Genomic DNA, 20,046 nt, shown 5'->3' on the forward strand with positions numbered 1-20,046 from the left:
TATTCGCGCATTCGGGCCGGTCAGGGCCGCGCTCCCTCTATCTTATAGGAGAAGACCGGATGGACCGGCGTGTGGAGGCGAGTTTGGTGACAAATTTATCGAGCGGACTGATCGGGCTGACAATGCTGTCGGGCAGCAGCAGCTATCTCGGGCTGTTCTCGGGCGCCAATATCGACAGCGCAGCCGTGATCCTGGCCAAGAAGGCCTTCACCACGCCTGAAACGACGCCGCCCTGGAAGGAAGCAGGATCGCGCCTGCCGGTCTCGTCGCAGATCGCGGCAATCAAGAAGATGCGCTCGATCGTCGACGCCGACTGGAGCCGTTCGCTCGACTCGTTGCCCGACGTGCAGACCGCCTTCACCGCCTATAAGGCGCTCGACAGGCTCCGACTGCTGGCCGATAGCGCAGCCAAGACCGGAACCTCGGCCACCGAACGCAAGTCGCTACAGCAGACTTTCGCCAAGGGTTTGGCGGATCTGCAGGCATTTCTGGGCCAGGCCGAAACCGACAAGCTCAATCTGGCCTTCGCGCAACCGGCGCGCAGCGTGAAGACCGTCGGCATCAACCCGGCGGCGACTGGCAAAACCGCGGGCGAAGGCGTGGTCACAACGCGCGCCGCAGCGATCCCGGGGCTCACGGGCAATGAGGTGTTCAAGATTGATCTCGCGCGCACTGGGGGCGTGACGGACAGCGTGACTGTCGATCTATCCACCACGACGCAGCCGCCCACGCTGGACTCAGTTGCCGCCGCCATCAACGCCGCGATCACCGCGGTACCGATGCGCGACGCCAATGGCGATCCCGTGACCGACGCCGGAGGCAATCCCATTCCCCGCTGGCAGTCGCGCGTAACCGTAGAAAAGAGCGGCGACAAATGGGGGTTGGTCGTCAGCACGCCGGGCAGCGAACGGCTTTCTATCGACCAGGTGGGTGCAAAGGATGCGCTGATGGTCGCCAGCGGCGTGACCGGCCTCGACGCGCCAACGTCGGCCCAGATGTTTCGTATCGACGATCCTGCGGGAAGCAGCACGCGTGTCACGCTGGGCACGATCAACGCGGTTGACCGGAGCGCCACGGCGCAGGCAGCGCAAAGCGCAAAGACCAAGACAACCGCCAAGGATGCCAAACCCGTCGATCCGACCGTTTTCGCCGCGACCAATGCGCGCGCGATCGCGACGGATGCGCAGGGCTTCAGCTACATCGTCGGCACCACCGCCGGCGACCTTGGCGCCAATCTGTCCGATGGTGGCAACGATCTGTTCCTCACCAAGGTCGACAGCGAGGGCAAGGTCGTATGGCAACGCACGCTGGGCGTGGCCGGCGAGGCTGAAGGCGCCGCGGTCAGCATCGCCGCCAATGGCGAAGTGGTCGTCGCGGGCACGGTCAAGGGGCCGTTCAACGGCAGCCTTGGCAGTGACAGTGATATGCTCGTCGCACGTTTCGACGCCGATGGCGACGAACTGTTCGCGACCACCGTTCGGAGCCTCGGGAATGACACGGCAAGCGCAGTGACCGTGGGCAATGACGGCGCGATCTACGTTGGCGGCAAGTCGGCAACGGGTGGAGGCGACGCTTTCGTCGCGCGGCTCGACGCAACGGGCAAACTGCAGGAGCGCCGCACGATCGACAGCGGCGGAAGCGATAGCGTCACGGCGCTTGCCATCGACGGATCAGGCGAACTGCTGGCGCTCACCAGGGAAAACGGAACCGCTACGCTGCGCCTGCTCGACAGTGGCGCACTCAGCACCCAGCTCGGCCAGTTGAACCTCGGCGCTGCCGATGCCCGCGCGATCTCGGTTTCGGCTTCGGGCGAGATCGCAGTCGCCGGCGCGACCACCGACGCGATCTCGGGCGCACAGGTCAACGGCATCAGTGGCGGCCGCGACGGCTTCGTCACGCGGATCGACAGCGCGCTGTCGGGCATGAGCACCTCCTATATCGGTTCGGCCGACGACGATCAGATCGACAGCGTCACCTTCATGAACGGCGAACTCTATGTCGGCGGCCGCACCACCGGCGCCCTCGATGGTGCGCGCGCCGGCGCTGTGGACGGGTTCGTCGGCCGGGTTGGTACCGCGACGGGCGCGATCGAGGACATCAATCAATTTGGTCGCGCGTCGCATCGCACTGAACCCGTCCGGATTTCGGCGGCCAGCGGGGGCAGCACCGCGCTGGGCGCGCTCGGGCTGCACCGCGGCCAGATCAATGCGGGCAACTCGATCAGCCTGACCGCGCAGACAACGCTGCGCGCGGGTGATGAATTCAGCATCCGGGTGGGCGACAAGGAAAAGAAGATCACGATCGCCGCAGACGAGACGCTCGCCTCGCTTGCCGAGAAGGTCCGCAAGATCACGGGCAAGAACGCGACGATCACCACACCCAAGCTGGACGGTCAGGCGACGCTGCAGATCATGGCCAAGCAGGGCTATCCGATAGAGTTGGTACCAGGCGCGCAGGGCAAGGACGCGCTTGGCAAGCTCGGCCTCTCTCCCACCAGGCTCGTCGTGTCGCCATTGCCCCAGGACGGTGACCCCAAGGTCAAGCCCGGCGGCAATTTTGGCCTCGGCCTGTCGGGCGCGCTCAGCCTCAACAGCGCTACCGATGCAGCGGCGGCACTCGGCACGATCAAGGCTGCCCTGTCGATGACCCAGACCGCCTATCGCTCGCTTTACTGGGATTCGGCCAAGGCGGGGCTGGTCGACGGCACCGTCACGGGCGTCGGCTCGCCCTATCAACAGGCGCAGCTCGCCAATTATCAGGCCGCGCTCGATCGCCTCGGCGGAAGCGCTGCATAAGGAAACGCATGATGACCACCACCTCTCCGCTGATGGCGGGAATCCACCAGCAGATGAAGCATCTCGCGCAGCGGCAGCGCGTGATCGCCGAGAACATCGCGAACAGCGAAACACCACGTTTCAAGGCGCAGGAAGTCGAAACGCCCGACTTCTCTGCGCTGCTTGCCGCTCAGGGCACTGTGAACGGCAAGCCGCGGGTCGGGCGGCCGCGCATCCAGATCACCAGCGGCATGGCCGCACTGGGCGCGACGCCCCCACAGGGCGGCATGGGCATCATCGCCGACACCGACATCAGCGAGACCAAGCCCGACGGCAACAATGTCACGATTGAGGACCAGTTGCTGAAAATGGGCCAGGTTCAGGCCGATTTCGCCGCGATGACCAATCTCTACCGCAAGCAGATGGGGTTGCTGAAGGCAGCGATCGGTCGGGGCGTCTAGAGCCCCTCGACGTCGGCAAGCGCGGCGGCGAAACGGTCGCAGTCGCGCTCGGCGAGCCCGGCGATATTGATGCGGCCCGAACCCGCCATATAGACGCCGTGACGCTCGCGCAGCGCCGCGATCGCGGCGGGTGATAGCGGCAGCGTTGCGAACATTCCGCGCTGGGCAGCGATGTGCGACAAATCGACGTCGCCCGCCTTCCCGCAGGCCGCAAGGCGCTGGCGGATGCGCGACAGCCGTGCCTGCATGCCCTGAAGCTCGTCCTGCCACTGCACCCGCAGTTCGGCGTCGGTCAGGATGAGCCGCGCCACCGCGGCGCCATGGTCGGGCGGCATCGACCAGTTATTGCGCGCGATCGTCGCGAGGTTCGATCCGGCGACCTCGGCCGCGGCGCAGTCGGCGGCGATCGCGAAGACCGCGCCGGTGCGCTCGCGATACACGCCGAAATTCTTGTCGCAGCTATAGGCGATCAGCGCCTCGGGCAGCGCGCCGATCATGTGGCGCGCACCCGCCGCATCCGCCCCGAGCCCCTCACCCAGACCGTGATAGGCCAGATCGATCAGCGGCACCGCGCCATTGGCCGAGAGGATTTGCGCGACCTCGCGCCAATGCTCGGGCGCCAGATCCGCGCCCGTCGGATTGTGGCAGCAGCCATGGAGCAGGAAGATGTCGCCACGCCCCGCCTCGCGCGCGGCGGCGAGCATCGCATCGGCGTTGAACGCCTGGCGCTGCACATCGAAATGCTCATAGGTCCTGACCCTGGCGCCAAGCCCCGTCAGGATCGACATATGAACGGGCCAGGTCGGCGTGCCGACCCAGAAGGTCGCCTCGGGCAGGTTGCGCACCACGAGTTCGATCGCGAGCCGCAGCGCCCCCGTGCCGCCCGGGGTCTGCAATCCTGCGACCCGATCGTCCGCAACCGCGCCATCCAGCGCCAGATCACACACCGCCGCCACAAAACCGACATCGCCCTCGGGGCCCAGATAGGCCTTGCTGTCCTGCGTCTCGATCAGCCGGCGCTCGGCGGACTTCACCGCTGCGAATACCGGCGTGCCGCCCGTCTCGTCACGATAGACCCCAACCCCCAGGTCGATCTTCGAATCCCGCGGGTCGGCATTGTAGAGTTTGATCAGCGACAACAGCGCATCGGCCGGCTGCGGCTTCAACTGGTCGAACATGGAAATATGGCCTTCCTGACGATCGGGTGTGGCAAGTCGCGCGAGGCGATGCAGCAGTTGGAGTGTCGAGTGCAAGCGCCAATACGTCCGGTCTCACATGTGCAGCCTTCCGACCGGCGATCTTGCACGATGTCGGAACCCGATCGTCGCCACTGCATTATTCGCTCCCGGGGGGCCGCTGCGTCCTCACCCGCTTGTTTGCGTATGAGGAGCGTTTGATGTCGTTGCGTCGTGTTGTCCTTGGCCATGCGGCCGCCATCGCCCTGCCCTTTGCCGCCTGTGCCGCGCAACAGCCAGCCCCTCCCGCGCCTGCCGCCGCGGTTCCAGCCTATACGCTGGGCGCGGGCGAGGCGCTCAAGGTCACCACCTTTGGCGAGCCCACGCTGACCGGCGATTTCACGATCGATGCCGACGGCAACCTGCCATTGCCGCTGATCGGCGCTATCCCCGCAGCGGGCAAGACCGCACAGCAGCTCGAGGCGGCGATCCAGACGCGGCTTGCCGACGGCTTCCTCCTCAATCCCCGCGTGACGGTCGAGGTGAAGAGTTACAAGCCCGTCTATGTGCTGGGCGAAGTCAACAAGCCCGGCGAGTATGCCTATATACCCGGCATGACCGCCCTTGCTGCGGTCGCCAAGGCAGAGGGCTTCACTTACCGCGCGCAGCAGAAAAAGATCTTCATCAAACGCGCCGGCGAAAGCGCCGAACGCGAACTCGCGCTCAAAGGTTCGGTTGCAATCCTGCCCGGCGACACGATCCGCATCGCCGAGCGCTACTTCTAGAGCACCGAGCGCTATACCTGATCCATATTCGTGCTCCGGGCTTGACCCGGAGCCCATGCCGGAAACGACTGTACGCCCGCGAAAATGGACTCCTGCTTTCGCAGGAGCACTGAACCCTATTCAACGCTCGATGCTCTAGCCAGGCCGCACGCCCTTGCTGATATCGGGGTTCACGCGACGGTTGATATAACCCTCCGAGCCGTTGGTGGAGAGCAGCTTGGCGGGAATGCCGCCCACCACACCGTCCTCGGGTACGTCCTTGGTCACCACGGCGTTCGCACCCACCGCCGAGCGGTCGCCGAGATGGATCCGCCCGATCACCTTGCACCCCGCCGCCAGAAACACGTCATCGCCCAGGATCGGCGACCCGGCCTTGGGGCCGCGGTTCATCTGTCCCAGCATCGCGCCGTGCGTGATGTTGCAGTTGGCGCCGATCACGGCATCGCCGTTGACCATGATATTGCCGAAGCGATTGATGAAGAAACCCGGCCCGATCCGCGTATATTCGGGGATCGCGATCCCGTATTTGTAGCGATAGCGCAGCAGCAGCAGCTTGAACGGCGGATAGAGTGTCCAACGCAGCGCGCGTCGGCGCTTCAGATAGCCGCACAGCCGCATCACCGTCGAATATTTGAACCCCGGCGTAAAGAGATAGTGCCTCAGGAAGGGCCCGATTCCCGTCGCGCCGGCATAGCGATAGAGGTCAGACGCAATCAGCACGCGGATCTGGCGAAAGCTGTGGGGCCGTGCAGTTTCGGCGGTGTGGTTCGTCAAGCGTCGCTCCCTGGAAGCTGCACCATGCTGCAGCGCCACACAAAATGCACGCGCGCGCCAACAGTTCCGTCGAGAAAAAACGCATTTCCGGCCCTTATCAAGTCTCTGATCGCGCTGGATGCACATTTTGGCTCTAGTCATCGGAACCCTTGCAGGGACGCGGGGTTCTGGACGGGCTGCTGTATGACGAGAGCGGGTTTGCGTCAGGAAAAAAGGGCTGGCTTGAAAATGAGTTGGATCAATTCCCCTCGAAAATCATACCGTACGTCGCTCCATGGTTGCGTTGCAGCATAAATAGGCATGAGTTGGCTGCGACTGGGAGAGGACCGGCCAAAACTGCCTTGACGATTTTAGAAAGCGTTAGGAGCTGTAATGAACGCCCCAGTCGGTTCGGTTCAAGGCAAGCCTTTTGTTGCGGCTGCACTGCTTGCACCCGCGCCCTTCACATTGACCAAGCGATCGCGCCGTCTCGGCATCTACGCTTCGATGGTGATGTTCGATGCGGGCGCCGTACTGCTCGGCTTTCTCGCTGCCAACCTGCTGATCCTCGACAATCCGCTCGCGTCGCCAGGGCTCAAGCTCGCAGGGCTGGTGCTTCCGGTGTTTTCGGGCATTGCGCTCAATAACCGCGCCTATGTCCTCGACGCGCTCACCGATCCCGTGCGCGGGACGATGCGCGCGATCATGTCGCTGCTCGCCGCCTCCGCGCTGGTGCTGTTCATGCTCTATGGGCTCGGGCTGCTGAGGGAGCATCATCCCGCCTTCATCGCGACCGCCATCGGCAGCGGCGCGCTGCTTCTCGTATTTGCGCGTGCTATCGCGGATACTGTGTCGCGACGCGTGCTTGACGACAATCCGGTCAGCGAATTGATGATTGTCGACGGCGTTCCCCACGTGCCCAGCCCCGGCGTCATAACACTACACGCCGAAGAGGCCGGTATCCAGCCCGACATGGGCGATCCGATCATGCTCGACCGGCTGGGCCACCTGCTCCGCGCGGTGGACAAGGTCACGGTGGCGTGTCAGCCAGAGCGGCGGCATGACTGGACGCTGGCGCTGAGAGGCGCAGCAGTCGCGGGTGAGGTACGCACCGATATCGACGCCATGCTGCGGGGCAATCTGCGCGCGGCCGTCAATCCTGACCATATTCGCCCGTTGAGCATGGTCGACCTGACGTTGAAACGGCTGCTCGATCTGACGATCGTGATCCCTGCACTGCTCTTCGCGCTGCCGCTCCTGATTCTTGTCGCGATCGCGATCAAGTTCGAAAGCTCCGGCCCCGTGCTGTTCGTCCAGCAGCGGCTGGGCCACGGTAACCGGCTGTTTAGAATGTACAAGTTCCGTTCAATGCGTGCAGATCGCGGCGACGCTGCAGGCACGACATCGGCAAGCCGCGATGATGATCGCGTCACGCGCGTCGGCCGTTTTATCCGCGCAACGAGTATCGACGAACTGCCCCAGCTCTTTAACGTGCTCATCGGCAATATGAGCCTGGTCGGACCTCGGCCGCATGCGCTCGGTTCAACCGCAAGCAGCAAGCTGTTCTGGGACATCGACCGCAACTACTGGCTGCGTCACGCCTGCATGCCGGGGCTTACCGGCCTTGCTCAGGTGCGCGGCTTCCGCGGCGCGACGCAACATGCCAGCGACCTCGAGAACCGCCTCGCGGCCGACCTCGAATATGTCCGCGATTGGTCACTCTGGCTCGATATCGCGATCCTGTTCCGCACCTTCGGCGTGGTTATTCACAAGAACGCGTTCTAGCGTCTGTCCTGAAAGGATTGAATCGTCATGCTGAACTTGTTTCAGCATCCATTGATGCCGGTGGCCCCGCGGAGGCCCAGGCATGGACCCTGAAACAAGTTCAGGGTGACGGCACTGCTTCAATCTGAACAGGATACTTTATCGGTTCACGCCGCCGCTGCGCGATACACCTCAGACGTGCTGCGTGCGATAGCCTCCCAGTCGAAGCGCCGGCGCAAGCTCGCGGCGTCGACCGCGAATTCGTCCGCGGAGCGGCCGAGCGCCACGGCAAGCGCCTTTACGTCACCCACCGGAAAATAGTGCGCAACGGGCAGCCCGAGGTCGCGATTGGGCTGGATGTCGCTGAGCAGCATCGGCGTCGCGCATGATGCCGCCTCGAGCGCCGCGATCGGCAGTCCCTCGTGATAGGACGGCATTACGAAAAGTGCTGCATTCTCGTAGAGCGCGCGCAGGTTGGCGCGATCCTGAAGCCCCGCGAAAATCACGGACTCGCTCGCGCGTTCGAGCAGTGCGCGCGAATAGGGGCTCGCGTGATCGGCGCCGCCTGCAATCACGATCTTGCGTGGGTCACCCGCCAGCGCGTGCGCGTCGATCAGGTCGTGAAGCCCCTTTTCCGGCACAAGCCGGCCAACCGCCAGCAGATAGCCCTGAGGCGCCACACCCAGCCGCGCAAGCGTTCCCGTTGCCCCCACAGGCAGCTCGGGCGCGCCGTTGGGGATATAGGTGATCCGGCTCGCCGCGCCCGGAAACTTCGCACGCAGCCGTGCGGCGAGCGACGGAGACACTGCAATCACCTGATGCGCCCACCCCGTCCCGAAGCGTTCGCCGAGCTTGAGCATCGTTCGGGCAAATCGCCCCCATTTGGCGCGGTTATAGTCTTCACCGTGATGCGTCACGATCACCCGCAGCCCCAGGATCCGTGCCATCGGGGCGAGCAACGCAGGACCGATCGCGTGGATATGTACGATATCCGCACCCGCGCGCCGTGCGGCCAAAATCGCGTTGAACGTGGAAACAATGGCCTCCAGCGACACCGACTTTGGCGATGGCACCGCAATGACATCAATGCCGCGATAGGCGTAGCGCGATTCACGCATATAGGGCGCACGCGCAAAAACCATGATCTCGGCGTCGGGCGCGATATGCTTCACACGCGGCAGCATCTCTTCGCAATGCGTCTCGACGCCACCCATCACGCCCGGGATACCCCGCAATCCGGTAACGGCAATCTTCATCGCCGCCCGCCTCCCAGCAGGTCGCCGGCAAGCGCCGACGCCTCGTCCAGTGCTTCGGCTGTGCGCAGGCGATCGAACCCGCCTGTCCAGGCGTCGATGAAATTGCCGAGCTTGCGATAGCTGTTGTCGAGCGCCACGTGCGGCAGGTCGAGCAGCGTCGACAGGATATGGCCGTGCAGCCGGTCGGTCACTACCGCGCGGCCGGAAAACAGCATGACAGTGCCACGATCGAGCCGCGCGCGCGCCAGCCGGTCATAGGTCTTCACGCGCGCAACCCTTGGATTGTCAGCGATTGTGAGCAGCCTGGACGCCGCGAGCACCAACCGGATCTGCATCCGGTCCTCCGCCAGCCAGTCGGCCACGGCGATCGAACGCCCGCCCGCGCGCACCTGCCCCTCGACCGACTTTTCCAGATCGGTGCGCAACAGGTAAAACAGGTCATGTTTCGGTGGACCCCGGTCGAGCGCGCCCATGTAGAACGCCATGTCGGGCGCAAGCAGCACCTCGCACTGAAAATGCCTGCGCGCGAATTCCAGCGAGGGAACATCCCTCACCATCAGCGTGAAACGTCCATGCGCCTCGATTGCGCGCGCGGTCTCCTCCACCGAGTCTTCGGACGCGAAATGGATCGACTGAGGCAATTGCACGATGGGATTGTCGGGAAACCGCCGCATTATCGCGATGCGGAAATCCTGGTGCGCCTTCCAGATCGTCCCGAAATTGCCGCCGCCATGGAGGAAGATCGTGCCGTCGCCGATCGCCGCGGCCAATTCGTCATCAACGTGGTTCTTGAGCGCGCTGACATAGGCGGGCCGCCGGTGATGCGCGGAGAAGAAGGCGGTCTCGCCCAACCAGATCGCCGAATCCCCGACATTGCTGTGATCGGGGTAATCGACCAGTGCAAACGGCGCATCGTCGAGCAGCGGGAGAAGCTGCGCGTCGATGCTGTGCTTCAGGTCTGCGATCAGCGCATCGCGTGTGGCGGGCCGTACGGTCAGCATTTCGGTCATGGTAGGACAAGGCCTTTTCGTGTGAGCAGTTTTGCCGCGAGTTGGCGATGAAAGCGAGACAGAAGCGCCAACGCCCCGAGATAGAAGAGGCCGCCAAGCGCAATCGCGGCGATCACCGCGAGCCATCCTGTGGCCTTCATGGCGGCAAGGGCGCTCCAGAGCAGCACGCCCATCGCGGTCGAGGCGATGAAAGGAGCACGGACGGCAACGACGGTGTCGCGCCACCGGATTCCTGATGTTTCCCTAAGGAAACGGATCTGCAGCGGTAAGGTCAGGTAGGATCGTGCGACATAAGCGATCGCTACCGCCATCAACCCGAAGGGCAGTGCCAGCCATGTAAGCAGCAGCGTGGAGAGCAACTGCACCACCGCGAGCGTGCGCTGGCGGCGGCTGTTCCCCATCGCGGTCAGCACCGGCGAAGCGAAATAGTTGAGCGTGTAGGGAACCGCCATGAACGCAAAGATCTGGCCCAGCGCCCCGGCCTCGGCCCATTTCGCGCCGAAGACCAACGGCACGATTTCGGGCGACAACACGCCGAAGCCGACGAGCGCGGGGAAAGAGAGCGCCGCGCAGGTGCCGAGCATCGCCTGATAGGCCTGCCGCAATCCTTCGGGATTGCCCTGAAGCCGGGAATAGGTTTGCAGCCCAACCGAGGAGAAGGGCTGGATCGCGCCGTTGGCGAAGATCTCGTTGGATCGCCATGCGACGCGATAGGTGCCGACCGCCGCCGCGCCCAGATTGGCGCCGATAAGCAAATCCTGCACGCGCACGATCATGAGGAAGATGAGCTGCGCGATGGTGAGATTACCGCCGAAGCCGAGATTGTGCCTGGCCTGCTGCCAGTCGAAGGCGCGCCCGGGCACCCAGCGATATGACGTCCATGCCAGCACCGCGCCCACCGCCTCGGTCAGGCAGCGCTGGATGACGAGCGCCCAGATGCCCGCGCCAGCAAAGGCCGCCACGACCGCCGCGCCGCCGCCGATGATCCCGGCCAGCAACGAACGCAGCGCGATCGTCTTGTGCCCGAACTCGCGCAGCCGCAGCGCCATGTGCGTTGCGCCCAGCGCGTTGATGGGGAGCGCAAGGGCCAGCACCCGCAATGGAGCGACGAGCCCGGGCTGCTCGACCCAGCGCGCGATCCACGGTGCCGTCACCCACACCAGCGCGACATAGGCGATGGCGAGCGCGATGTTGCTCCAGAATATGGTGTCCTTCAGCTTCGCATCCGCAATCTGCGCGCGCGCGATGATCTGCATCAACCCCGCCGTCGCGATGATCCGGCCGATCTCCGCGAAGACATAGGCCATCGCGTAGATGCCAATCGCCTCCTTGGTCAGCAGCCGCGCAAGAATGACGAAGACGAGGAAGGAAAAGAGCTGGTCGCTGACCTGCCGCGTGATCGTCCAGCCAATCGAGCGTGTCGTCTTGTCGCGCAGATCCGCGTCGAAGCCGGATACGGCATCGCTGGCGCTGCCAGGGTCACGTTCAGCCATGCTCAACGTCCCTCAGCGTTGAAAGCGGAAACGGCGACGGCCGAAGAGCTGATAACCCGCGCGTTCGCGAGTCCGCGCAACGAAACGCTGGAGCTTCAGGCGTCGCGGCACCGGGAAACGCTCGAAGCGTTGAAGCCCGATCCCGCTCTCCACCTTTCGCTCCATCAACGGAAAGGGGAAAACCGACAAATTGCGGACACCATGGATCCAGCTCCGATCCAATTCGTCGTCGATCGGGCGACGCACCTCGCGACAATGTCCGGCAAGTCGCTGCGCGCCCGCCCGCGTGATCAGATATCCCTGCGTGCCGAAGCAATATCCTGAAACCTCTGTCAGCCACGTCGCCCGGCAGACGAAATCCTTGGCGATTACACGGCTGGGCGCGGGCTTTTTGTAATAGAGCCGGATATAGTCATGCCCTGAAAGGCCGTGATCGACCGCCGCGAAACGCGCGAGATAGTCCCAGTCGACGATCACATCGTCTTCCAGCACGACATACTGATCGGCGTCAGGGTCGGCGATCAACTGCATCCACAGCGCAAAGTGGCTGGAATAGCAGCCGAGTTCGCCCTGACGCAGCGGCCGCCCCTTGGCGACGATCGCCGCATCCTCGTCATAGCTCAACTCGGGATGCAGCCGATCCCAGGCATCGAAGAAGTCCCATTTGACGCCGGCCGCGCCCGCGCCCGAAGCAAAGGTGCGCCGGCGTTCCCCGGCATTTGCCATGCTGACGACGAAGATCCGCGTGCGTACGGGTCGGGGCGTCATTCGGCATCCTTTTTCATCATTTCTGTCATTGTCGCCCGGCGTTGCATGAAACTGTGAAACCCTATCCGCGTCGATGCGTTCCCTGCGACAGACAAGTGACTTCATGCTGCATTGCACACAAATAAGGCTAGGCCGTATAAAATCCCGGAAAAAGGCCTGTTTCTGGAAGTTTGTTTCAACTCGTCGGCGATTTTGACCTGATCGCCTTCGGCGCTGCAAAAAACGGGGCAAAATGACCAACCCGCGCTTTTCCGTAATCATTCCCGTCCACAACAAGGCGCGTCATGTCGCCGAGAGCGTTGCGAGCGCGCTCGCCCAGACGCTTTCTCCGCACGAGGTGATCCTGATCGACGACGCGTCGACCGACGGAAGCACCGAGATCATCGCCGCGATCAAGGACCCGCGCATCCGCCTGCTCTTCCGCGACACCCCCGGTCCCGGCGGTTATGCGGCACGCAATCTCGGCATCGACAAGGCGGATGGTGACTGGATCGCATTTCTCGACGCCGACGATATGTGGGCGCCGACGCATCTGGCCGATATTGCGGCAGCGATCGCCCGGACCCCCGAGGTCGGCTGCGTCTCGACGCGTTATGAGCATGTCTTTGAAGATTGCCGGCACAATTCCAACATGCCCGCGACGCTCGCGGCGACCGAGGGACTAAGCGTGTCGCTCGCCGGATTTCTGCAATTGTGGCTGGAGACGCGCGATTGTCCGATCTGGACGGGGGCCGCGGCGTTCCGTCGTGACGTGCTGGTGCGCGCGGGCCTGTTCCCCGCGGGCAAGGGCGTGCGCGGCGGTGACAAGGACCTGTGGCTGCGCGCGGTCCGCGCCGCGCCCTTCACCTATGTCACGCGCCCCTCCGCGGAATTCCACCGTGATTCAGACAACAAGGTCAGCAAGAAGACAAATCCCGACACGCTGCCGCTGATCGTCGAGACCGCGCGCGCGATGATGCGTGGGGCAAATGCGGCGGAACGCGCATTGCTGCGGCGTCTGATCAACCAGCAGATCGGCCTTTACGCGCGCTTTTCGTTCAAGGGTGAGCGGATTCCGCCCAGCTTTGCGCGGAACCTTTATCTGCCCGAGGGTGTTGGGCTCTACCTCCTGATCGAGGGGCTGCGGTTGATGCCGGCGAAATTGCGCCAGGGCATCTACCGCTCGGTGAAAAGGGTCTAATATCTTGGTGTTCTCTTGCGTCTTCCGTTCAACCCCGTCGCGCACGCTATCGGGAGGTCCTCGATGAACCGCCTTGTCCCCGTCCCCGCCGAAACCCGCAGCATCGTCCCGCGCGACGACAGCGGCGAACTTTTGGACCTCCGCGCGATCGGCCGCACGCTCCGCAAACGGTGGATTCCGATCGCGATCGCATCGCTCGCAGCCTTCCTGCTCACCGCGCTGCTCTATGTCCTTTCGGACCCGCGCTATGTCGCCACCGCTACGATGGTTGTCGAGCGCCAGGCCGAGGAGCTGATCCCGCAGGCCAACGCTTCCCAGCCGCTCGCAACCGACTCCCCCTCGGTCGATACCGCGGTACATGTGCTGCAGTCGCCCGCGATGGCGGGACGGGTGGTCGATGCGCTCAAGCTCACGCAGAACGTCGAATTCAACCCCGACCAGCGGCCCGCGCAGGCGGCGGCGACACGCGACCGCGCCATCCGCATTCTGCTTTCGAGGCTTGAGGTAAAGCGCGAGGGTGTCTCCTACGCGATCGGCGTCAGCTATGCTTCTGCGGACCCGCAGTTGGCCGCGCGCGTCGCCAATGGTGTGATCGACGAATATATCCAGGCCAATCTCGACGCAGAGTCGGGCGCTTCGAAGCGCGCCGCAGCGCTGCTCGGCACGCGCCTCGACCAGTTGCGCGGTCAGGTTCTGACCGCAGAAGCGGCGGTCGCGCAGTATCGCGCGTCGCACGGCCTGTTCGCCGCGTCGGACGTCAGTTCGGTCACGCAGCAGGAACTTTCGACGCTGAATACCCAACTCGCCGAGGCGCGTGCCCAGCAGGCAGCGGCGCAGGCGCGCCTCAACACGGCACAGGGGCAGATCGCGCGCGGCGGTGGCGGTGACAGCCTGGGTGAGGCGCTCAATTCGCAGACCGTGTCAGCGCTCCGTTCACAGCGCGCGCAGGTCAGTTCCGAGGTCGCCAATCTCTCGACGCGATACGGGCCGAAGCATCCCGACCTTGTGAAGGCGCAAAGCCAGCTCAAGGATATCGACGGCCAGATCCAGGCCGAAGTGGACCGCGTCGTCGCCAGCCTTTCCGCCGAAGCCCGTGTGGCCAGCCAGCGGACTGCGTCGATCGCCGGGTCGATCGGCGGCGTCGAGGGCCGGCTCGCGACGGATACCACGGCGGCAGTCCGGCTGAGCGAACTCGAGCGCAACGCGGAGTCCGCGCGCGTGCTCTATCGTGCCTTTCTCGACCGCTACAAGGAAGCGGTCGCACGTCAGGGCACCGAAACCAGCGGCGCGGAGCAGGTGTCCCGCGCACAGGCGCCGGTTATCCCGATGTCGCCGAATCCGCTCATCTTCCTCGGCATCGCCCTCGTCGGCGCAGTTGTGGCGTCGGTGGCGGTCGTGCTGATCATGCAGTTCCGCGAAAGCGGTCTGCAAACCGCCGATGGCATCGAGAAACGCCTCGACGTTCCTGCCCTCGGCTCAATTCCTGAGCTCAGCACGCTGCCTGAGGGCCGCAAGCTGCGTGGCGGGGCGGCGTGGCCGCCGCAATTCGTGATCGAAAATCCCCGCTCGGCCTTTGCCGAGGCGTTCCGCGCGCTCAAGACGTCGCTGCTGTTCGCGCCCGCAGCGCGTGAGGTGAAGGTCGTTGCGATTACGTCCGCGCTTCCGGGTGAGGGCAAGACGAATACCGCGATCTGCCTTGCGCGTACCGCAGCGTTTTCGGGCTCGCGCACCGTGCTGATCGATTGCGATTCGCGCCGCCGTGCCTCCTCCAAGCTCCTGTCCGACGCCATCCCGGCCGGGCTTGCCGATGTGGTTGAAGGTCGCGCCAACCTGGATGAGGCGCTTATTCGCGACGAAGCTTCGGGCGCCTGGTGCATCGCGCAACGCCCCGGAAGCGAAGTGCCCTTCGACATGCTCGGATCCGAAGCAATGCGGCGCGTGCTCGAGGAGCTGCGCCACCGCTTCGATTTCGTCGTGCTCGACACCGCGCCCGTCCTGCCCGTGGCCGAATCACGTGTGCTCGCGTCGCTTGCCGATACCGTGCTGATGCTCGTCCAGTGGCAAAAGACGCCTGCCAAGGCAGCGGAGATCGCGCTCAAGCATCTCGACGCGGTCGGCGCGCATGTCGCGGGCGTCGCACTCAGCCGCGTCGATGTCCGCGAACAGGCGCGCAGCGGCTTCGGCGATGCCGGCCTCTATTTCGGGCGTTACAAGGAATATTATTCCTGAGGCGGCCTGCAATGGCGCATCTGCGTAGCGGAAGGGTGTGCTGATGGGCGGCGCACCGTCCTTCCCGATTCCGATCCTGTTTGTCGTCACCGCGCTGCTCGCCGCGACGCTGCTCGCCGCGCTGCGTCGTGTCGAGGGCCGCGCGGCGCGCTTCGTGATTGCCGCCGTGTGGGCGCGCTATATCCTCAGCGTCTTCCATACAGTCACTTATGACCAGGCCTTTGCGGGATTTAGCTGGAACGCGATCGGGTCGATCGCGATCACCGCCGCGGGCTTCCTCGTGATCCAGCCGCGTCATCTCATGCTGAAGGCCCTGTTCCCGGTCTACGCAATCATCCTGCTCGTCCTCACCAGCGCCGCCCTCAACGAGGGGATCGTCACCGCGCTCGATAGCGTGGTGAAATATGGCTATTTCATCGTCGTTATGGTCGCCGCCTATGAGGCGCTGCGCCAGAACGGACCCGAACGCTTCTTCGGCCCTCTCTTATGGGCCTTCGCGCCGCTGCTCGTCTTCCAGTTGCTCTCGATCGCGACGGGGACGGTCAAGGCGTCGGAGCTTGACGGATCGGTCAGCTATATCGGCGGCTACAACCACGAGGCCGCGTTTTCGGTCGCGCTCGCTACCTTCTTCGTCGTCGCCTGTTTCACCGAGACATTGCGCAAGCCGCTAAAGGCTGCGCTGCTGCTGATCCTCATCATCGGCATCGCACTTGCCAATTATCGCACGACGATCATAGCGCTGCTCCCACTCGCCGCTCTCCAGACGGTCAGCGGCACGGTGCTGTCCTTCCGGCGCGACCAGCGCGTCATCCTCTTCCTCGTCATGGCGGTGGTGGCGTTCGCCGCGATCGCCATACTTGCGCTGCAGGCGTCGGACCGCTTTGCCGATCTGGCGCTGTTTCTCGGTGATCCCGGGCAGTTCATCAAGCCGCAGCACGAATTCTCGATCGAGGAGCGCCGTCTTCTCTCAGGCCGCGCCTATATCTGGTCGGGCTATATCTTCACCTGGCTGGATGCCTCGACGCTGCGCCACCTTTTCGGATTTGGTCCCGATAGCTGGGAGAACTGGTTCAAGGTCTATCCGCACAACACGCTCGTGGCTTTCCTCTTCGAACTCGGGGTGGCGGGTCTTGCCGCGCTGTTGCTCTTCTGGGCCGCGATGCTGGGCCAGGCGCTGCGCGCACGCGGTGCCGTCCGCTATGACCTCGTCTTCGCGCACCTCTCCTTCATCCTCATGAATCTGGCGACAATGGCGCTGTGGCAGGTGGAGGGCATAATTCTCTATGCCATTGTCTGTGGATATTCGTTATTCTCCGCAGTGGAGGCGGGGGCCCCCAGATATCAGGTCGGGAGCAGACGCGCCCGGGCATAGGCTTTTTAAGGAACGGGAAACCGTAGGTGGACGATAAGCGACAGCACGCCTCACAACGGAGTCTCGACATGTCCGCGCCCGGTGCCGTCCTTAAGGAGGACTCCTCGATTGCCGTCGTTGCAGCAAGCGCGCGCGCCGCACTTGGCGCCGAACACTCGCTTGAGCATGACGCGCCCGAGACATTGCCGCGCGAAGATTTTAACGCGCCGACCGCCGCGGAAAAGGCGCGTGGCTTGCCCGGCAAAATGCGAACCATCCTTGCCGCAGGTCTGGTTGCCTGGGTGGTTGTGGCGATCCCCGCCTGGTTGCTTTTCGGCTGATCCTCCAAAGCGGCCGGACGGCCGCATATCCGCCGATTCCGGAACTCATTGTGCTTTGCAGCATTGGATGGATCGTCCATTGATCGATCCAGTGATTCAGTCCGGAAATCAGCCCCTTTGCGCCGCAAGATCCTTTTCATCATCAACTCGCTGACGGGCGGCGGCGCCGAACGCGTAATGGCGACGCTGCTGCGCCATTCGGAAGGCTGGCGCGAGCGTTTCGAGATCGAGCTCGCGCTGCTCGACAACGAGCCACAGGCCTATGCCGTGCCCGACTGGGTGACGGTTCACCGGCTGGACTGCGGCTTCAGTCTTGCCCGGAGCGCGTTGCGACTGCGCAGGCTCGTCGGGCGCATTCGTCCCGATGCCACGCTAAGCTTCCTAACCCGCGCCAACGTCGCGAATGCCTATGCAATGCGCGGGCGTGGTCGCCCCTGGATCATCAGCGAGCGAGTCAACACCAGCGCGCATCTCGGCAACGACGCGGCGGGCAAGTTCGGCCGCATGCTCGTCCGCTACACCTACCCAAAGGCGAGCGCGGTGATCGCGGTGTCGCATGGTGTTGCCGATGACCTCGTCCACAACTTCGCGGTGCCCGTCGCGCGCGTGACTGCGATCGCCAATCCGGTCGACGTCGATTTCATTGCCCGGCGCGCCACCGAGCCACCGCCGATCGCGGTCGATGGCCGCTATGTCGCGGCGATGGGCCGTCTCGTCGAGAACAAGAATTTCGCTATGCTGATCGATGCCTTCGCTGCCTCGGGCGTCGCAGGCAAGCTGGTCATCGGCGGCGACGGTCCCTTGCGCGGCGCGCTCGAGGCTCAGATCGCGCGACTGGGGCTTCAGAGCCGTGTGATCCTTGCCGGATTCCTCGAAAACCCCTTTCCGCTCGTCGCTGGCGCGCGCTATTTCGTGCTACCCTCAAATGCCGAGGGCTTCCCAAATGGGCTAGTCGAGGCGATGGCAACGGGCGTTGCGGTAGTCTCGACCAACTGCCTTTCGGGTCCATCCGAGATACTCGCCGAGGCTGCGCGCGAGGATATTTCGGGCGTGACCCGCGCAAAACATGGAATTCTCGTGCCGTGCAACGATGCCGCCGCAATGGCAGGCGCGATGCGCTCGCTCGAGGACAAGACGGTCCGCGAACATTATGCGACCGCGGCGCTCAATCGCGCGCGCGCCTTTGCGCCCGAGAATGCCGCCCGGCGCTATTGGCGCGTCATCGAGCAGGCGCTAGATGGACCCCAGCCGGGGCACGCAAACTAAACCTCACCACAATTTTGGAGATTTCATGCGTATCACGATGATTGGTTCGGGCTATGTGGGCCTTGTATCGGGCGCCTGCTTTGCCGATTTCGGGCACGACGTGGTCTGCGTCGACAAGGATCAGAAAAAGATCGACGCGCTGCACGCTGGCCGCATGCCGATCTATGAACCGGGTCTCGACGCGCTGGTCGCCAGCAATGTCAAGGCGGGGCGCCTTGCCTTCACCACCGATCTGACCGACGCAGTTGCCGAAGCGGACGTCGTCTTCATCGCCGTGGGCACGCCCTCGCGCCGCGGCGATGGCCATGCCGATCTCAGCTATGTCCACGCCGCTGCCGCAGACATTGCGCGCGCGATCAAGGGCTATACCGTCGTCATCACCAAATCGACCGTGCCCGTGGGTACGGGCGATGACGTCGAGCGCATCATCGGCGAAACCAATCCCGAGGCCGAGTTCGCTGTGGTTTCCAACCCCGAGTTCCTGCGCGAAGGCGCTGCGATCGGCGACTTCAAGCGTCCCGACCGCATCGTCGTCGGCACCGAGGATGCGCGCGCAGAGGAGGTGATGCGCGAGGTTTACCGCCCGCTCTTCATCAACAAGTCGCCGATGCTGTTCATGAGCCGGCGGACCGCCGAGCTCACCAAATACGCCGCCAACGCGTTCCTTGCGACCAAGATCACCTTCATCAACGAGATCGCTGATCTCTGCGAAAAAGTAGGCGCCGACGTGCAGGGTGTCTCGCGCGGCATCGGGCTCGACAACCGCATTGGCGCCAAGTTCCTTCACGCCGGCCCCGGCTATGGCGGTTCGTGCTTCCCCAAGGACACGCTTGCGCTCCTCAAGACTGCTCAGGATTCGGGCGTGCCGCAGCGCATTGTCGAATCGGTCGTCGCGGTGAACGATGCGCGCAAGCGCGCAATGGGTCGCAAGGTCATCGACGCGCTCGGTGGCGAGGTGCGCAAGAAGACAATCGCGGTGCTCGGCCTGACCTTCAAGCCCAATACCGACGATATGCGCGACAGCCCGGCAATCGACGTGATCCGAGTGCTCCAGGACAATGGCGCTATCGTGCGCGCCACCGACCCGGAGGGCGAGGAGCAGGCCAGGCTGGTGCTCGAAAATGTCGAATATTGCAGCGGCGCCTATGACGCGATGGAAGGCGCCGACGCGGCGGTGATCGTCACCGAATGGGACGCCTATCGTGCGCTCGACTTTGCGCGCGCCAAGTCGATCATGAAGTCACCTGTACTCGTCGACCTGCGCAACATTTATCCGCGCGATCAGGTTGAGAATGCGGGATTCTCCTACACGGCGGTGGGACGCTGACAAGCGCGGGCGCGGCTCATCGCGCGCGTTGAACGCGGTGACCCGTCCGTTGTTGCTGCAACGCATCCAAAGCCGGGTTCGAACGCTTGTGGGCGGTGATGTTCATATTGCGT

General features: G+C 64.0%; 16 protein-coding genes. 10 read left to right on the forward strand and 6 right to left on the reverse strand.

The genetic code is table 11. The annotated features are described in order from the left end of the window. The first annotated feature begins 86 nt into the window (after positions 1–86). Together D3876_RS17905 and D3876_RS17910 are read left to right on the forward strand one after the other, a co-directional pair. Positions 87–2,795: an NHL repeat-containing protein gene (locus D3876_RS17905; protein ID WP_338014342.1), complete on the forward strand. Its 2,709-nt coding sequence runs from the start codon at positions 87–89 to the stop codon at positions 2,793–2,795. Between the two features lie 11 nt (positions 2,796–2,806). Then, positions 2,807–3,235: a flagellar basal body protein gene (locus D3876_RS17910; RefSeq protein WP_119765671.1), complete on the forward strand. Its 429-nt coding sequence runs from the start codon at positions 2,807–2,809 to the stop codon at positions 3,233–3,235. Here the strand turns inward: D3876_RS17910 and D3876_RS17915 are convergent. Beyond that, entirely contained in the window at positions 3,232–4,488 is a 1,257-nt protein-coding gene (locus D3876_RS17915) for an amino acid aminotransferase (protein WP_274378992.1), read from the reverse strand. The two genes, D3876_RS17910 and D3876_RS17915, sit on opposite strands and share 4 nt — an antisense overlap. Before the next feature lie 143 nt (positions 4,489–4,631). On the opposite strand from D3876_RS17915, the gene D3876_RS17920 reads away from it, so the two are divergent. Then, the gene (locus tag D3876_RS17920; protein WP_147417688.1) at positions 4,632–5,195 is read left to right on the forward strand and encodes a polysaccharide biosynthesis/export family protein; all 564 of its coding nucleotides are present in this window, start codon (positions 4,632–4,634) and stop codon (positions 5,193–5,195) included. Positions 5,196–5,330: 135 nt separating this feature from the next. On the opposite strand, the gene D3876_RS17925 is transcribed toward D3876_RS17920, so the two are convergent. Then, the gene (locus tag D3876_RS17925; protein WP_238475436.1) at positions 5,331–5,969 is read right to left on the reverse strand and encodes a serine acetyltransferase; all 639 of its coding nucleotides are present in this window, start codon (positions 5,967–5,969) and stop codon (positions 5,331–5,333) included. A 372-nt stretch (positions 5,970–6,341) separates the two neighbouring features. Here D3876_RS17925 and D3876_RS20950 point away from each other — a divergent pair, with 372 nt between their 5' ends. Continuing rightward, positions 6,342–7,733, forward strand: coding sequence for a sugar transferase (locus tag D3876_RS20950; RefSeq protein WP_119764825.1), 1,392 nt, complete (start codon positions 6,342–6,344; stop codon positions 7,731–7,733). 146 nt (positions 7,734–7,879) lie between these two features. On the opposite strand, the gene D3876_RS17935 is transcribed toward D3876_RS20950, so the two are convergent. Genes D3876_RS17935 through D3876_RS17950 form a run of 4 tightly spaced genes read right to left on the reverse strand, consistent with a single transcriptional unit; the run spans position 7,880 to position 12,239 of the window. Further along, entirely contained in the window at positions 7,880–8,968 is a 1,089-nt protein-coding gene (locus D3876_RS17935; RefSeq protein ID WP_119764828.1) for a glycosyltransferase family 4 protein, read from the reverse strand. Then, a complete protein-coding gene (locus D3876_RS17940) occupies positions 8,965–9,978 on the reverse strand; it encodes a polysaccharide pyruvyl transferase family protein (protein ID WP_182912060.1) in 1,014 nt (337 codons plus the stop codon). The genes D3876_RS17935 and D3876_RS17940 overlap by 4 nt, the downstream gene beginning before the upstream one ends. Beyond that, a complete protein-coding gene (locus D3876_RS17945) occupies positions 9,975–11,471 on the reverse strand; it encodes a lipopolysaccharide biosynthesis protein (protein ID WP_119764832.1) in 1,497 nt (498 codons plus the stop codon). Before D3876_RS17945 ends, D3876_RS17940 begins: the two co-directional genes overlap by 4 nt. Positions 11,472–11,483: 12 nt before the next feature. After that, on the reverse strand, positions 11,484–12,239 hold the full coding sequence (locus D3876_RS17950) for a glycosyltransferase family 25 protein (protein ID WP_182912061.1): 756 nt from the start codon (positions 12,237–12,239) through the stop codon (positions 11,484–11,486). A gap of 232 nt (positions 12,240–12,471) precedes the next feature. Between D3876_RS17950 and D3876_RS17955 the strand changes: the two genes are divergently transcribed. From D3876_RS17955 to D3876_RS17980, 6 genes are all read left to right on the forward strand, one after another. Continuing rightward, on the forward strand, positions 12,472–13,419 hold the full coding sequence (locus D3876_RS17955) for a glycosyltransferase family 2 protein (protein ID WP_119764836.1): 948 nt from the start codon (positions 12,472–12,474) through the stop codon (positions 13,417–13,419). 63 nt (positions 13,420–13,482) lie between these two features. After that, positions 13,483–15,648: a GumC family protein gene (locus D3876_RS17960; RefSeq protein WP_119764838.1), complete on the forward strand. Its 2,166-nt coding sequence runs from the start codon at positions 13,483–13,485 to the stop codon at positions 15,646–15,648. A gap of 43 nt (positions 15,649–15,691) precedes the next feature. Further along, entirely contained in the window at positions 15,692–17,020 is a 1,329-nt protein-coding gene (locus tag D3876_RS17965) for an O-antigen ligase family protein (RefSeq protein WP_119764840.1), read from the forward strand. A gap of 68 nt (positions 17,021–17,088) precedes the next feature. Then, positions 17,089–17,340: a hypothetical protein gene (locus D3876_RS17970; protein ID WP_119764842.1), complete on the forward strand. Its 252-nt coding sequence runs from the start codon at positions 17,089–17,091 to the stop codon at positions 17,338–17,340. A 117-nt stretch (positions 17,341–17,457) separates the two neighbouring features. Then, a complete protein-coding gene (locus D3876_RS17975; protein ID WP_119764844.1) occupies positions 17,458–18,606 on the forward strand; it encodes a glycosyltransferase in 1,149 nt (382 codons plus the stop codon). Positions 18,607–18,631: 25 nt separating this feature from the next. Further along, a complete protein-coding gene (locus tag D3876_RS17980; RefSeq protein WP_119764846.1) occupies positions 18,632–19,933 on the forward strand; it encodes a UDP-glucose dehydrogenase family protein in 1,302 nt (433 codons plus the stop codon). Positions 19,934–20,046: the final 113 nt, after the last annotated feature.

Origin of the sequence: Sphingomonas cavernae (assembly GCF_003590775.1) — a bacterium.
In the GTDB taxonomy this organism is placed as follows: domain Bacteria; phylum Pseudomonadota; class Alphaproteobacteria; order Sphingomonadales; family Sphingomonadaceae; genus Sphingobium_A; species Sphingobium_A cavernae.